Source organism: Stenotrophomonas sp. GZD-301 (genome assembly GCF_049310345.1).
GTDB lineage: Bacteria > Pseudomonadota > Gammaproteobacteria > Xanthomonadales > Xanthomonadaceae > Stenotrophomonas.
This window is the reverse complement of sequence record NZ_JBMOWY010000006.1, coordinates 1-13859: the sequence shown is the minus strand read 5'-3', so window position 1 is coordinate 13859 and position 13859 is coordinate 1. Positions and strand designations below refer to the sequence as shown.

The window sequence follows — 13859 nt, the reverse complement described above, 5'->3', positions numbered from 1 at the left end:
GCGGCGGTCAGTAATGCGCACCGTTGGTCTCCCCGTACTGGCGCAGCACGGCACGTGCCGCGTCGCGCTCGATGTCGCGCACGACCTCGATGCCGCGCTGGTTGAGTTCACCGACCCAGTCGGCCGGCAGCGGGCCTTCGTCGAACGCGGTGAGTTCTTCCACATCCTGCGCGCTGGCGCCGATCAGCAGGCGGTCGATGCCGGCCCAGACGGTCGCGCCGTAGCACTGGCAGCAGGGCTGGGACGACGTGGCGAGCGTGATCGGGCTCAGCACATCGTTCAGCCGCGGGGTCTGCAGACGCTGCTGGGCCAGCATGTAGGCCATGTTCTCGGCATGCGCCAGCGAGGTGCTGTGCGGCACCACGCGGTTGACGCCGGCGGCGATGACGCGGTCGTCCGGGCCGAACACCACCGCGCCGAACGGACCGCCGGTCTGCGCCTCGACATTCAGGCGCGACAGCTCGATCGCCAGCGCGACCTTGTCGGCATCGCCGGGATAGGCGCGGCTGAGGTCGATCTGGTCGTGGATCCAGGCGGGCAGGGTGAGGTGGACTTGCGCGTACAGCATCGGGGCGTGGGCCTCTTCTAGGACGGAGCAGCGGCAGTGTATCGGGCCGTGCGTAGGGATGCCGTGTCCGCGCTGAACGCGGCCACGGGCCTGCCGGCGCGGACGCTGCGCCGGGTGAGGGGATGCCGGGGCGAATGCCCTGCCGGTGCAGGGCTCCGCTGGAACGTGGCCGGTGCCAGGCACCGGCGTGGAGGGCTTACGCCGACCAGGTATCGCGCAGGGTCACGCTGCGGTTGAACACCGGGGTGGCCGCGGTGTGGTCGCGGCGATCGGCGACGAAGTAGCCGGTGCGTTCGAACTGGAACGACTGTTCCGGGGCGGCGCTGGCGGCGGCCGGTTCGACATAGCCGGTGACGGTGCGGCGCGATGCCGGATTGAGGTAATCGCGGTAGGTCTTGCCGTCGGATTCGTCGTCCGGGTTCGGCACCGAGAACAGACGGTCGTACAGGCGGATCTCGGCCGGCACTGCGTGCACGGCGCTGACCCAATGGATGGTGCCCTTGACCTTGCGGTTGGCGCCTTCCATGCCCGGACGCGATTCCGGGTCCAGCCAGCCGCGCAGCTCGGTGATGGCGCCGTCGGCATCCTTGATCACCTCATCGCAGCGGATGATGCCCGCACCGCGCAGGCGCACTTCGCCGCCCGGCACCAGGCGCTTCCAGCCCTTCGGCGGGATCTCGGCGAAGTCCTCGCGTTCGATCCACAACTCGCGCGCGAACGGGACCTCGCGGGTACCGAAGGCCTCGTCCTTGGGATGGTTGGAGAAGGTCAGCGTTTCGGCGTGGCCCTCCGGCAGGTTGGTCAGCACCAGCTTGACCGGGTCGATCACCGCCATGCGGCGCGCGGCGGCGCTGTCCAGGTCTTCGCGCAGCGCGCCTTCGAGCACGCTGAAATCAATCAGCGAGTTCTGCTTGCTGATGCCCACGCGTTCGGCGAACAGGCGCATCGCGGCCGGGGTGTAACCGCGGCGGCGCAGGCCCTGCAGAGTCGGCATGCGCGGGTCTTCCCAGCCGTCCACCAGCTGCTCGGTGACCAGCGCCATCAGCTTGCGCTTGCTCATCACCGTGTAGTTGATGTTCAACCGCGAGAACTCGATCTGGCGCGGCTTGGCCGCTTCGCGCGGCAGCCCGCGCTCCACCAGCGGCGCGGTCAGCGCGTCGTCGTGCGCGAAGTCGACGTTGTCCACGCACCAGTCGTACAGCGGGCGGTGGTCTTCGAACTCCAGCGTGCACAGCGAGTGGGTGATGCCCTCGAGCGAGTCGCCCAGTGCATGTGCGAAGTCGTACATCGGGTAGATCGGCCAGGCATTGCCGGTGTTCTGATGCTCGACGTGCTTGATCCGGTACAGCGCCGGATCACGCAGGTTGATGTTGCCGCTGGCCATGTCGATCCTGGCGCGCACGGTGCGCGCACCGTCCGGGAATTCGCCGGCGCGCATGCGCGCGAACAGGTCCAGGTTTTCTTCCACGCTGCGCTCGCGGAACGGCGACGGGCGGCCCGGCTCGGTCAGGGTGCCGCGGTAGGCGCGCACTTCCTCGGCCGACAGGTCGCACACGTACGCCTTGCCGTCGCGGATCAGCTTCTGGGCGGCCAGGTAGTAGGCGTCGAAGTAGTCCGAGGCGTGGCGAAGCTCGTTCCACTCGAAGCCCAGCCAGCGCACGTCGTCCTGGATGGCCGCCACGTACTCGGGGTCTTCCTTGGCCGGGTTGGTATCGTCGAAGCGCAGGTTGCACACGCCCCCGAACTCACCGGCAATGCCGAAGTTCAGGCAGATCGACTTGGCATGGCCGATGTGCAGGTAGCCGTTGGGCTCGGGCGGGAAGCGCGTCTTGATCGCAGCATGCTTGCCGGCGGCCAGGTCCTCGCGGACGATCTGACGGATGAAATCCCGCTTTTCGTGGGTTTCCGGAAGGGCGTCGGTGGGGGTGGCGGTAGACTCGGACATGATGCGCGGTCGCAGTTGAAAGGCAGAAAGACCACCAGTTTAGCCTGTCGGGCAGCGACAGGCTAAACGGGTAGTGGGGGGGGGGGGGGGGGGGGGGGCACTCCTCCCCCACCACACACACCCCCCCCCCCTCCCCCCCCCTCCCCCCCCCTCCCCCCCCCCCCCCCCCCACGACAGACGGGGGGATGCCGCGCCGGGGTATCCTGCACCGACACCCGCTGGAGCTGCCCATGCACGTCATCTACCAGGCCGACAACCTGTTCGACGCCCATCTGGTCAAGCATGCGCTGGAGGATGCCGGCATTCCGGCCTTCGTGTTCGGCGAATCGCTGCTGGGCGGCATGGGCGAGCTGCCGCTGTTCGGCGTGCTGCGGGTCTGCGTGCCGGACCTGGCCCGCCCGGAGGCCGAGGGGATCGTGGCCGGCCTGGACTTGGGCGGCCCGCATGACGACCCCATATTCGATGGTGACGAAAGCGCCGGCCTGTTGCCGGCCTAGGAGACCGCCATGTTGGGAATTGCCAAGGGCCTGTTGGGCATCGGCGCGTTCAAGCAGCGCCTGCCGCGCCCGGACGAGGCCCTGCCGGGCCGCGAGCATCCCCTGCCGCTGCACAACCAGCACTACGTCAACAGCCACCCGCTCAAGGACGGCTTTGCCGGCCTGCAGCGCATCCGCGTGGCGATGGGCTGTTTCTGGGGGGCAGAGCGCAAGTTCTGGACCCTGCCGGGCGTGTATTCCACCTCGGTCGGCTATGCCGGCGGCAGCACCTCCAACCCCACCTACGAAGAAGTCTGCTCCGGCCTGACCGGGCATACCGAAATCGTGGAGGTGGTCTTCGACCCGGCCATCATCGGCCTGGCCGAGGTGCTGCAGGTGTTCTGGGAAAACCATGACCCCACCCAGGGCATGCGCCAGGGCAACGACACCGGCACCCAGTACCGCTCGGCGATCCACGCCACCAGCCAGGCCCAGTACGAGGCCGCGCTGGCCAGCCGCGACCTCTACCAGCAGCGGCTGAGCGAGGCGGGGCTTGGCGCGATCACCACCGAGATCGTCTTCCCGGCCCCGGAGTACTACTACGCCGAGGACTACCACCAGCAGTATCTGGCCAAGAACCCGAACGGCTACTGCGGCATCGGCGGCACCGGCGTGAGCTGCCCGATCGGGGTGGGGGCGTAAGCTTCCGCAAACGAACACGGGACGGATGCACGTGCTGCATCCGTCCCGCGTTGGCGTCCAGAGACGCGGTGCCGCTTACAGTCGTTCGCGGATCGTCTGGCGCAGCGCGTCCAGGTCCTTGGCGAATGCATCGATGCCGGCCGCCAGCTTCTCGGTGGCCATCGGGTCGGCGGCCAGGTCGGTGGCGAACTGCGTGGCGTCGATCGGCGGTGCGGTGACCGCTTCGGCGGCACCGGCAACGAGCTTGCGCGGCAGGTCGCCGTGGTCGGCGTCCAGCTTTTCCAGCAGGTCCGGCGAAATGGTCAGGCGGTCGCAGCCGGCCAGCGCCTCGATCTGCGCCGTCGAACGGAACGATGCGCCCATCACCACCGTCGGCGAGCCGCGGCGCTTGAACTCGGCATACACGCCGCGCACGAACACCACGCCCGGGTCCTCGTCGATGGTCGCCGGGGTCTGCCCGTTGGCCACGTACCAGTCCAGGATGCGGCCGACGAACGGCGAAATCAGGAACGCACCGGCTTCGCTGCAGGCCAGCGCCTGGGTCGGATTGAAGATCAGCGTCAGGTTGCAGTCGATGCCTTCGCTCTGCAGCTGGCGCGCGGCTTCCACGCCGGCCCAGGTGGCAGCAATCTTGATCAGCACCTTGCTGCGCGGCACGCCGGCCGCCTCGTACATCGCGATGAACTGGCGCGCCTTGGCCACCGTGGCCTCCGTATCGTGGGCCTGGTCGGCATCCACCTCGGTGGACACCCGGCCCGGCACCAGCGTGCTCAGCAGCGTGCCCACGCCCACGGTCAGGCGGTCCGCCACGGCATGCACGATGGTCTCACGCTCGCCGGTCTGCTCACGGCCCCAGGCCAGCTCGCGTTCGATCAGGTCCGCGTACACCGGCAGGTCCAGCGCCTTCTTCACCAGCGTCGGGTTGGTCGTGCAGTCGACCGGCTTCAAGCGCTTGATCGCCTCGTAGTCGCCGGTATCGGCCACGACGACGGAGAGATCACGCAGCTGGGTGAGTTTGGACGGAGAAACGGTGTTCATTGCCACTCCTGGAGGGGACGAAAGAACCGGCGCGCAACGCAGCGCGGTTCAGGAATTCGGGTTGTGGACGGCGGTGACGCGCAGGCGCAGCTTGCGGCCGCCCGGGGCATCCCAGTCCATGCTCTGGCCAACCGACAGGCCCAGCAGGGCGGTGCCCACCGGCGCAAGGATCGAGACCTTGCCCTGTTCCACGTTGGCTTCGCGGGGGTAGACCAGCGTCAGCACGTGCTTTTCGTTCTGCAGCTCATCTTCGCACTCCACGCGCGAATGCATCATGACGGTGCCCTCGGGCATCGCGTCGGGCGCCACCACGGTGGCACGGTTGAGTTCCTGGGCGAGCGCGAGCGCGGCCGGCGTCTGGCCGACGGCGGGGGAATCGAGCATGGCTTCCAGGCGATCCATATCGTGGCTGGAAACAGTGATCGACGGCGGCAGTCCGCTGGATGTGGACATGGTGAAGCTCCTTGCGTATTTGTTGATGGCCCATGCAAAAGGCGGCGCCTGCTGGCGCCGCCTGGTTCTATTGTGCTGACAATCGCAGGCGGATGCGACCCGTGCCGATCCGCCTGCCCGTCGGGCGGTTCAGCCAGCCTCAGGCCGGCCGCTGCGGGACCGTTACCGGCAGCACGCCGCTGTCGCCGGCCTGCAGCGTGAACAGCTCCTGCGGCAGCCGCTTGAACTGCTGGGCAAGCTGATCCAGGAAGCCACTCATGGCCGAGCTGCGGCGCCAGGCCATCGCGATGCGGCGGCTGGGGCGGTCGTCGCCGTTGAAGTCCAGCAGGCGGATGTTCTCCGACCGCGGAACCGGCGGTTTGACCGACAGCGTCGGCATCAGGGTGATGCCCACGTCGGCGGCCACCATCTGGCGCAGGGTTTCCAGGCTGGTGGCGCGGAACTCGGACTTCTCGTTGGCCCCGAACAGGCGGCATACCGCCAGTGCCTGGTCGCGCAGGCAGTGACCATCTTCGAGCAGCAGCAGCTTCTGCGCCGACAACTCCTGCACATCCAGGTGGTGGCGCCGGGCCAGCGGATGCTGGCCGGAGACCGCCAGCAGGAACGGTTCCTCGAACAGGAACTCGGCGTGCAGCTGGTCATCGTCCAGCGGCAGCGCCAGCAGCGCCGCATCCAGTCTGCCTTCGCGCAGGCGGGTCAGCAGTTCGTCGCTCTTCTCCTCCACCAGCAGCAGTTCCAGGTGCGGGAAACGCTCGCGGATGTTGGGGATGACGTGCGGCAGCAGGTACGGGCCGAGGGTCGGGAAGATGCCCAGGCGCACGGTGCCGGCTTCGGGATCGCGGCTGCGCCGTGCAGCCTCTTTCATCTGCTCGACCTCGGCCACGATGGTGCGTGCACGCGCTGCCGCTTCCACGCCGGCCGGGGTCAGCATGACCTTGCGCGGCGCACGTTCGACCAGCGGCAACCCCAACTCGTCCTCCAGCTTGCGGATCTGGGTGGAGAGCGTGGGTTGGCTGACGAAACAGGCGGCAGCGGCACGGCCGAAATGGCGATGGTCGGCCAGGGCCACAAGATACTTCAGATCACGTAGGTTCATCCTTAGACCTCTAGGGGTATGGACCGGGTGATGGCGTGGTTTACCCAGCGGGCAGAAGACGCTCCCGATGCAGCCGGGAGCGACGCAAATCAGGCAGCTTCGGCGACAGCACCGCTGCTCTTGGGAACGGACGTACGGATCAGGTGATCGAAGGCGCTCAGTGCGGCGGTGGAGCCGGCCCCCATCGCGATGACGATCTGCTTGTACGGAACGGTGGTGCAATCTCCTGCTGCGAATACGCCGGGAACGCTGGTCTGGCCACGGTCGTCGATGAGGATTTCGCCGCGCGGAGAGAGCGCCACGGTGTCCTTCAGCCACTCGGTGTTGGGAAGCAGGCCGATCTGCACGAAAATACCTTCCAGTTCGATCCGATGCGCATCGCCGCCAACGCGGTCCTGATACACCAGGCCACTTACCTTCTGGCCGTCGCCCAGGACTTCCTGGGTGAGGGCGCTGGTGATGATGGTGACGTTGCCCAGGCTGCGCAGCTTCTTCTGCAACACCTCATCGGCGCGCAGTGTGGCATCAAATTCCAGAAGGGTCACATGCGACACGATGCCGGCCAGGTCGATGGCTGCCTCGACGCCGGAGTTGCCGCCACCGATCACCGCCACGCGCTTGCCCTTGAACAGCGGACCATCGCAGTGCGGGCAGTACGCCACGCCCTTGTTGCGGTACTGCGCTTCGCCGGGCACGTTCATCTGGCGCCAGCGCGCACCGGTGGACAGGATCACCGAACGTGACTTCAGCGACGCGCCGTTCTCCAGTTTGATTTCGACCAGGCCGTCATCGCCGGCCGGCACCAGCGCAGTGGCGCGCTGCAGGTTCATGATGTCCACCTCGTACTCGCGCACATGCTGTTCCAGCGCGGCAGCGAGCTTGGGGCCCTCGGTCTCCTTGACCGAAATGAAGTTCTCGATGGCCATCGTGTCCAGCACCTGGCCACCGAAGCGCTCGGCCGCCACGCCGGTGCGGATGCCCTTGCGCGCCGCGTAGATCGCTGCGGCCGCGCCGGCCGGGCCACCGCCGACCACCAGCACATCGAACGGCGCCTTGGCGCTGATCTTCTCGGCGTCGCGCTTGCCCGACCCGGTGTCCAGCTTGGCCACGATCTGCTCCAGGCTCATGCGGCCCTGATCGAACACCTCGCCGTTGAGGTACACGGTGGGCACGGACATGATCTGGCGTGCCTCGACTTCGGCCGGGAACAGCGCGCCGTCGATCGCCACATGCTGGATGCGCGGATTGAGCACCGCCGCCAGGTTCAGCGCCTGCACCACGTCGGGGCAGTTCTGGCAGGACAGCGAGAAATAGGTTTCAAAGCGGTAGTCGCCGTCCAGGTTGCGCACCTGCTCGATCAGCTCGGCAGTGGCCTTGGACGGATGCCCGCCCACCTGCAGCAGCGCCAGCACCAGCGAGGTGAACTCGTGGCCCATCGGCAGCCCGGCGAAGGCCAGGTGGATGTCCTGGCCCGGCGTGGTCAGCGCGAAGGAGGGGGTGCGCTCGCTGCCATCGCGGCGCACGTCCAGCTGGATCTGCGTCGACAGGGTGGTCAGGGTGTTGAGCAGCTCCAGCATCTCCTGCGATTTGGCGCCGTCGTCCACGTGCGCCGTGATCTGGATCGGGCGGGTGACGCGTTCCAGGTAGGTCTTGAGCTGGGACTGGAGGTTGGCATCCAACATCGAAAAACTCCTTGATTCAGGCAAGGGGACGGCATCGACGTACCGCAACGGTACATCTGCGCAGCGTGGGGGTGAACCAAAGCGGGCGCATCGCGGCACCGGCTTGGGTTCACCCCCACTCCCGTCGAAACGGGAATGGGGATGAGGCGTTGCTTAGATCTTGCCGACCAGATCCAGCGACGGGGTCAGGGTCTTCTCGCCTTCCTTCCACTTGGCCGGGCACACCTGGTTCGGGTTGGCGGCGGTGAACTGTGCAGCCTTGAGCTTGCGCAGGGTCTCGGAGACGTCACGGGCGATCTCGTTGGAGTGGATCTCCAGGGTCTTGATCACGCCTTCCGGGTTGATGATGAAGGTGCCGCGCAGGGCCAGGCCCGCTTCCGGAATGTGCACGCCGAAGGCGTTGGTCAGGGTGTGGGTCGGATCGGCGACCAGCGGGAACTGGGCCTTGCCCACGGCCGGCGAGGTTTCGTGCCACACCTTGTGCGAGAACTCGGTATCGGTGGTGACGATGTACACCTCGGCACCGGCCTTCTGGAATTCGGCGTAATGGTCGGCGGCGTCTTCGATTTCAGTCGGGCAGTTGAAGGTGAACGCGGCCGGCATGAAGATCAGCACGGACCACTGGCCCTTCAGGGTGCTGTCGGAGACCTTGATGAACTCGCCGTTCTGGTAGGCGTTGGCTTCGAACGGCTGGATCTGGGTGTTGATGAGCGACATCGTTGTTCCTCTTGGTGAAGGGGTGGGTGAAGCGACCAACACAGGTTAGCGGCTCCTTTCCCATAAGGACAATCCATTGATTGCATCTATACGATAGGTTGAGTCTATCGAAATGAGATGATCCAAAGATGAATCCTTGGACCGATATCGCCCGAATGCGTTGCAGCGCAATGACATCGCTCCCGTTGCTGCTCGTCTGCGCCATAGCCAGCACTTATCCGCACATCCTGAAGCCTGAACGAACCGGTCAGCCACGCTGCCCGCGGCGCCGCACGCGCCCGCGTCGCTCCCGGCTGCAGCCGCGCTGTGACGGTGCACTACACTGCGCGCCCGTTCCTGCACGATCCCCGCCATGACTGCCGCCCCGCGCGACGTTCGACAGCTGCTGGCCGAGGCCGCCGCCACCCTGCCCGGCGTGGAGGGGCGGCACGAGGCCGAACTGCTGCTGCTGCACGTCCTCGGCCGCGAACGCAGCTGGCTGTTCGCGCACGCCACCGATCTGCTCGACGCCGACGCGGTGGCCGCCTTCCAGGCCCTGCTGGCACGCCGCCAGGCCGGCGAGCCGGTGGCCTACCTGCTGGGCCGGCGCGGCTTCTGGACGCTGGACCTAGCGGTCAGCCCGGCCACACTGATCCCCCGCCCGGAAACCGAGCTGCTGGTCGAGCTGGCGTTGGACCGGCTGCCGGTGGAGACCGCCGTGGATGTGGCCGACCTTGGTACGGGCAGCGGCGCGATCGCCCTGGCCCTGGCCAGCGAGCGCCCGCAGGCCCGCATCACCGCCACCGACGCCAGCGCCGAGGCCCTCACCGTGGCGCGTCGCAACGCGGCGGCCAATGGCGTGCACAACGTGGTGTTCGTCGCAGGGTCCTGGTATGCGCCGTTGGCCGGCCAGCGCTTCGCGTTGATCGCCAGCAACCCGCCCTACATCGCCAGCGATGATCCGCATCTGCTGCAGGGCGATCTGCGCCATGAACCGGCGAGCGCGCTGGCCTCCGGGCCGGATGGACTGGACGATATCCGCGTGATCGTTGCGGGCGCCGGTGCGCACCTGCTGCCCGGTGGCTGGCTGCTGATCGAACATGGCTGGGATCAGGGTGACGCGATCCGCGCGCTGTTCGAACAGGCCGGGTTCGATCGCGTGTCCACCGTACGCGATCTCGAACAGCGCGACCGCGTGACCTGCGGCTGTCTGCCCGGCGTGGTTTGAACCCAGCGGCAACAATGCCGTGGGTAGAATGGCGTTCCACCCGAAAGGACGCACCATGCTGCTTCGCAATGCCAAGGTCCTGGCGCACCCGTTTCTTCATGACATGCGTCAGGACAGCTATTTTCCCGCGCCCCTGGTCGAACAGGGCCGGCAGATCCTGCTGCGCCTGTGCGAGCGCATCGAGCGCGAGCCGCCCGTCGATGCGGCGGCGCTGTGCGCGCTGACCCATGCAGCCACGCTCGAATTCAACGTGCTTGGCGAAGCCTTCGAAGCGCAGGGCAGCGAACTGGAAACCGTGGCACGCGAGACCATCGGCAGCGATGTCGATTTCATCGCGCGCAGCTACGGGTTCGATGTGGATGTCGAAGACCTGATCAGCCCGCGCGAGTGGTGAACCCGCCCGTGCGTGCCTGTCCCCAACAACGGAGTTCCGTCATGCGTACGCTGTACCCCGCCATCACTCCCTACGACGTCGGCAGCCTGAAGGTCGATGATCGCCACACGCTGTACTTCGAGCAGTGCGGCAACCCCGACGGCAAGCCGGTGGTGATGCTGCACGGTGGCCCGGGTGGTGGCTGCAGCGAGAAGATGCGCCAGTTCCATGACCCGGCCAAGTACCGCATCATCCTGTTCGACCAGCGCGGTGCCGGCCGTTCCACGCCGCATGCCGACCTGGTGGACAACACCACCTGGGATCTGGTGGCCGATATCGAGAAACTGCGCGAGCACCTCAAGGTGGATCGCTGGCAGGTGTTCGGCGGCAGCTGGGGCTCCACCCTGGCGCTGGCCTACGCCCAGACGCACCCGCAGCGCGTGACCGAACTGGTGCTGCGCGGCATCTTCATGCTGCGCCGCTGGGAGCTGGAGTGGTTCTACCAGGAAGGCGCCAACCGTCTGTTCCCCGACGCGTGGGAGCACTACCTCAAGCCGATCCCGGCCGTGGAGCGCCACGACCTGATTTCCGCGTTCCACCGCCGCCTGACCAGCGACGACGAGGCCACGCGCCTGGCCGCCGCCAAGGCCTGGAGCGTGTGGGAAGGCGCCACCAGCTTCCTGCACGTGGACGACGACTTCGTGAACAGCCACGAAGACCCGCAGTTCGCGCTGGCCTTCGCGCGCATCGAGAACCACTACTTCGTCAACGGTGGCTTCTTCGAGGTGGAAGAGCAGCTGCTGCGCGACGCCCACCGCATCGCCGATATTCCCGGCGTGATCGTGCACGGCCGTTACGACGTGGTGTGCCCGCTGCAGAACGCCTGGGAACTGCACAAGGCGTGGCCGGCATCCACGCTGGAGATCAGCCCGGCCTCGGGCCACTCGGCATTCGAAGCGGAGAACGTGGACGCGCTGGTGCGCGCCACCGACCGTTTCGCCGGCTGATCGGCCGGTCCCATCGGTGGGGCATGCGCCTCATCGGTGGGCCAGCGCCCGCGGCTGCTACCAGTCGCCGGCAAGCAGCGCCTCGGCCAGCACCTTCAGCTTCGGCGAGGCCTGCCGCGACGGCGGATACACCAGCGACAACGCGCGGCTGCGGCCTTCGAACGGCTGCAGCACGCGCTGCAGGCGGCCATCGGCGAGGGCATCGGCCACCGCGAAATCCATCACCTGCACGATCCCGACGCCGGCCAGCGCGCCTTCCACCAGCGGATCACCACTGTCGAACACCATCCGGGCCGGCGGGGTGACGTCACGCAGCCCGTCCCCCTCGCGGAACTGCCAGTCCACCAGCCGCCCGCTGCGCAGGTTGCGCACCGCCAGGCAGGCATGCGCGTGCAGATCATCCACCGTGGCCGGCTCCCCGTGCCGGGCGATGTAGGCGGGGGAGGCGACCGTGACCCAGTTCAACGGCCGCAAGGGGCGCGCCACCATCCGCACGTCGCTGATCGGGCCGGTGCGCAGCGCGGCATCGAAGCCTTCCTCGACCAGATCGACCAGCCGGTCGTTGAGCACCAGCTCGAACTGCAGCTGCGGGTGCGCTGCCATCAACTGCCCGGCCAGCGGCACCAGCACCTTGCGCCCGAACATCGAGGGCGCCGTCAGTTTCAACACGCCCGAGGGCGTGGAGGGGCGGTCGCCCAGCCGGCGCTCTGCATCCTCCAGCCCGCTCAGCAGGGGGGCGCAGTGCTCGACAAACTGCCGGCCGTCCGGGGTCAGGCTGACGTTGCGGGTATTGCGGTGGAGCAGGCGCACACCGAGCGCGCTTTCCAGTCGCCCGATCGCCCGCGACAGCCCGGACTGGCTGATTCCGAGCTGACCGGCGGCGACCGTGAAGCTGCGTGCTTCGGCCACCTGCACCAGCATGCGCACGGCGTTGAGGTCCATCGCTCCTCCGATTCATGCGGATATGCATGACAGATATCGAAGTATCCGGGTTTATTTGTGAAGCGTCATCAATGAGACTGCCCACCTTCTTACGTCCCACCGAGTCGGCATGACCTCCCCCTTGTCTCCCGCTGGCGCCCCCGCGCCGGCGTTCCCCCGCCTGGCCCTGGCCCTGCTCGCCACCGCCCAGCTGATCATCGCGCTGGATTCCACGATCATCTTCGTCGCCCTGCACGAGATGGGCGCGCAGCTGCGCATCAATGCCCAGCAGCTGCAGTGGATCGTCAGCGGCTACACGGTGGCGTTCGGCGGCTGCCTGCTGCTCGGCGGCCGCGCGGCCGATCTGCTGGGGCGCCGCCGGGTCTATCGGCTCGGCATGGCGCTGTTCGCGCTGGCCTCGCTGGTCGGCGGTTTCAGCACCAGTGCGTGGCTGCTGATCGCGGCCCGGGCGGTGCAGGGCATCGGCGCGGCGTTGCTGTTCCCGGCCACGCTGGCGCTGATCAACACGATCTATGCCGAAGGCGCGCCGCGCAATCGCGCGCTGGCGATCTGGTCGATGGCCAGCGCCGGCGGCCTGGCCCTGGGCACGCTGCTCGGTGGCGTGCTGACCCAGAGCTTCGGGTGGGCCTCGGTACTGCTGGTGATCGTGCCGTTTGCCGGCGGCTGCGCGCTGCTGGGCGGTTGGTGGCTGCCGCGCGATCCCGCACCGCTGGCGGGCCGCTCGTTCGATCTGGCCGGCTGCGTGACGGTGACCCTCGGCGGCAGCCTGCTGGTGACCACCCTGGTGCAGGGCCCGGAATGGGGTTGGTCGGCCCCGCTCACGCTGGTCTGCCTGGTCGTGTCGGCGGTGATGCTGGCCGCGTTCGTGCAGATCGAACGCCGCAGCCGCGACCCGCTGATGCAGTTCTCGCTGCTGCGCCTGCGCAGCCTGCGCGCGGCGATGCTGCTGACGATGCTGTTCATGAGCAGCTACGGCGTGCAGTACTACTTCCTGGCGCTGTACTACCAGGATGGCTACGGCTGGAGCGCGCTGCAGGCGGGCCTGGCGTTCCTGCCGCCGACCCTGGTGTGCACCTTCGGCATCCGCATCGCCGAGCGCATGCTCGCGCAGCGTTCGCCGCGCCAGGTGCTGGCGGTGGGCATGCTGGCCGGCGCGATCGGCATCGCCGCGGTTGCCGTCGCGTTGCCGTATGGCGCCACTTACTGGGCCCTGCTGCCGGGCATCGTGGTGCTCAGCCTCGGCCAGGGCATCACCTGGACCTCGATGTGGATCGTGGCCGGGCAGGGCGTACCCGCCGCGCAGCAGGGGGTGGCCTCGGGCATGGCCGCCACCGCCCAGCAGATCGGCGGCGCGCTGGGCCTGGCGTTGCTGGTGATGCTGGCCAACGCCGGTCGCGGCAGCGCCGGCGCCAGCAGTGACGCAGCCCTGCAGGGCATGATCCATGCGCAGTACGGTGCCGCGTTGTTCGCGCTGCTGGGCGTGGGCGTGGCGCTCTGGCTGCGGCCGCAGGAAGCCCCGGCCGCACAGCGCGCCGCCGCGTAACCGCAGCCCCGTCCACGGCGCGGTCTCCGGAGGTTGATTCCAGGTAGAGCCGACCGTTGGTCGGCCATCGCGCGCAGCGCGGGGTGGTGATGTTCGGCGCGAAGAGCAGC

Annotated in this window: 14 protein-coding genes; 6 read left to right on the top strand and 8 right to left on the bottom strand. The window is 67.9% G+C overall.

The features are described from left to right. Positions 1 to 7: 7 nt before the first annotated feature. Positions 8 to 568: a nucleoside deaminase gene (locus ACO6VK_RS01415; protein ID WP_422505111.1), complete on the bottom strand. Its 561-nt coding sequence runs from the start codon at positions 566 to 568 to the stop codon at positions 8 to 10. Between the two features lie 196 nt (positions 569 to 764). Further along, positions 765 to 2513 (bottom strand): glutamine--tRNA ligase/YqeY domain fusion protein, encoded by a 1749-nt coding sequence (locus ACO6VK_RS01410; RefSeq protein ID WP_422505110.1) that lies wholly within the window; start codon positions 2511 to 2513, stop codon positions 765 to 767. 230 nt (positions 2514 to 2743) lie between these two features. Between ACO6VK_RS01410 and ACO6VK_RS01405 the strand changes: the two genes are divergently transcribed. Together ACO6VK_RS01405 and msrA are read left to right on the top strand one after the other, a co-directional pair. Then, positions 2744 to 3010, top strand: a complete 267-nt coding sequence (locus tag ACO6VK_RS01405) for a DUF2007 domain-containing protein (RefSeq protein ID WP_422505109.1) — start codon at positions 2744 to 2746, stop codon at positions 3008 to 3010. Positions 3011 to 3040: 30 nt separating this feature from the next. Further along, a complete protein-coding gene (gene msrA, locus ACO6VK_RS01400; RefSeq protein ID WP_422505154.1) occupies positions 3041 to 3691 on the top strand; it encodes a peptide-methionine (S)-S-oxide reductase MsrA in 651 nt (216 codons plus the stop codon). 75 nt (positions 3692 to 3766) lie between these two features. Here msrA and ACO6VK_RS01395 read toward each other — a convergent pair whose 3' ends face one another. From ACO6VK_RS01395 to ahpC, 5 genes are all read right to left on the bottom strand, one after another. Continuing rightward, positions 3767 to 4729, bottom strand: a complete 963-nt coding sequence (locus tag ACO6VK_RS01395; protein ID WP_422505108.1) for a transaldolase — start codon at positions 4727 to 4729, stop codon at positions 3767 to 3769. A 48-nt stretch (positions 4730 to 4777) separates the two neighbouring features. Beyond that, positions 4778 to 5182 (bottom strand): nucleoside diphosphate kinase regulator, encoded by a 405-nt coding sequence (gene rnk, locus ACO6VK_RS01390; protein ID WP_422505107.1) that lies wholly within the window; start codon positions 5180 to 5182, stop codon positions 4778 to 4780. A 139-nt stretch (positions 5183 to 5321) separates the two neighbouring features. Continuing rightward, a complete protein-coding gene (oxyR, locus tag ACO6VK_RS01385; protein ID WP_422505106.1) occupies positions 5322 to 6278 on the bottom strand; it encodes a DNA-binding transcriptional regulator OxyR in 957 nt (318 codons plus the stop codon). A gap of 89 nt (positions 6279 to 6367) precedes the next feature. Continuing rightward, positions 6368 to 7960 carry an alkyl hydroperoxide reductase subunit F gene (gene ahpF / locus ACO6VK_RS01380; RefSeq protein WP_422505105.1) on the bottom strand — a complete coding sequence of 531 codons (1593 nt, stop codon included), beginning with the start codon at positions 7958 to 7960 and terminating at the stop codon, positions 6368 to 6370. 153 nt (positions 7961 to 8113) lie between these two features. Further along, positions 8114 to 8677, bottom strand: coding sequence for an alkyl hydroperoxide reductase subunit C (gene ahpC / locus ACO6VK_RS01375; RefSeq protein ID WP_411849970.1), 564 nt, complete (start codon positions 8675 to 8677; stop codon positions 8114 to 8116). A 352-nt stretch (positions 8678 to 9029) separates the two neighbouring features. Between ahpC and prmC the strand changes: the two genes are divergently transcribed. From prmC to pip, 3 genes are read left to right on the top strand one after another with little or no spacing between them, the layout of a single operon-like run. Further along, entirely contained in the window at positions 9030 to 9884 is an 855-nt protein-coding gene (prmC, locus tag ACO6VK_RS01370; protein WP_422505104.1) for a peptide chain release factor N(5)-glutamine methyltransferase, read from the top strand. A 55-nt stretch (positions 9885 to 9939) separates the two neighbouring features. Then, positions 9940 to 10278 carry a DUF5713 family protein gene (locus ACO6VK_RS01365; protein ID WP_422505103.1) on the top strand — a complete coding sequence of 113 codons (339 nt, stop codon included), beginning with the start codon at positions 9940 to 9942 and terminating at the stop codon, positions 10276 to 10278. A gap of 41 nt (positions 10279 to 10319) precedes the next feature. Continuing rightward, complete coding sequence (gene pip / locus ACO6VK_RS01360; protein WP_422505102.1) at positions 10320 to 11264, top strand: prolyl aminopeptidase; 945 nt, start codon at positions 10320 to 10322, stop codon at positions 11262 to 11264. 57 nt (positions 11265 to 11321) lie between these two features. Here pip and ACO6VK_RS01355 read toward each other — a convergent pair whose 3' ends face one another. Beyond that, positions 11322 to 12206, bottom strand: coding sequence for a LysR family transcriptional regulator (locus ACO6VK_RS01355; protein ID WP_422505101.1), 885 nt, complete (start codon positions 12204 to 12206; stop codon positions 11322 to 11324). A gap of 109 nt (positions 12207 to 12315) precedes the next feature. Here ACO6VK_RS01355 and ACO6VK_RS01350 point away from each other — a divergent pair, with 109 nt between their 5' ends. Then, positions 12316 to 13749: an MFS transporter gene (locus ACO6VK_RS01350; RefSeq protein ID WP_422505100.1), complete on the top strand. Its 1434-nt coding sequence runs from the start codon at positions 12316 to 12318 to the stop codon at positions 13747 to 13749. Positions 13750 to 13859 lie beyond the last annotated feature (110 nt).

Bases quoted from the DNA above. Each gene is read 5' to 3' on its own strand.
- ACO6VK_RS01350 (WP_422505100.1), top strand. From the start codon at position 12,316: ATGACCTCCCCCTTGTCTCCCGCTGGCGCCCCCGCGCCGGCGTTCCCC.
- ACO6VK_RS01410 (WP_422505110.1), bottom strand. From the start codon at position 2,513: ATGTCCGAGTCTACCGCCACCCCCACCGACGCCCTTCCGGAAACCCAC.
- ACO6VK_RS01415 (WP_422505111.1), bottom strand. From the start codon at position 568: ATGCTGTACGCGCAAGTCCACCTCACCCTGCCCGCCTGGATCCACGAC.
- ACO6VK_RS01355 (WP_422505101.1), bottom strand. From the start codon at position 12,206: ATGGACCTCAACGCCGTGCGCATGCTGGTGCAGGTGGCCGAAGCACGC.
- oxyR (WP_422505106.1), bottom strand. From the start codon at position 6,278: ATGAACCTACGTGATCTGAAGTATCTTGTGGCCCTGGCCGACCATCGC.
- rnk (WP_422505107.1), bottom strand. From the start codon at position 5,182: ATGTCCACATCCAGCGGACTGCCGCCGTCGATCACTGTTTCCAGCCAC.
- ACO6VK_RS01365 (WP_422505103.1), top strand. From the start codon at position 9,940: ATGCTGCTTCGCAATGCCAAGGTCCTGGCGCACCCGTTTCTTCATGAC.
- pip (WP_422505102.1), top strand. From the start codon at position 10,320: ATGCGTACGCTGTACCCCGCCATCACTCCCTACGACGTCGGCAGCCTG.
- prmC (WP_422505104.1), top strand. From the start codon at position 9,030: ATGACTGCCGCCCCGCGCGACGTTCGACAGCTGCTGGCCGAGGCCGCC.
- ACO6VK_RS01395 (WP_422505108.1), bottom strand. From the start codon at position 4,729: ATGAACACCGTTTCTCCGTCCAAACTCACCCAGCTGCGTGATCTCTCC.
- ahpC (WP_411849970.1), bottom strand. From the start codon at position 8,677: ATGTCGCTCATCAACACCCAGATCCAGCCGTTCGAAGCCAACGCCTAC.
- ACO6VK_RS01405 (WP_422505109.1), top strand. From the start codon at position 2,744: ATGCACGTCATCTACCAGGCCGACAACCTGTTCGACGCCCATCTGGTC.
- ahpF (WP_422505105.1), bottom strand. From the start codon at position 7,960: ATGTTGGATGCCAACCTCCAGTCCCAGCTCAAGACCTACCTGGAACGC.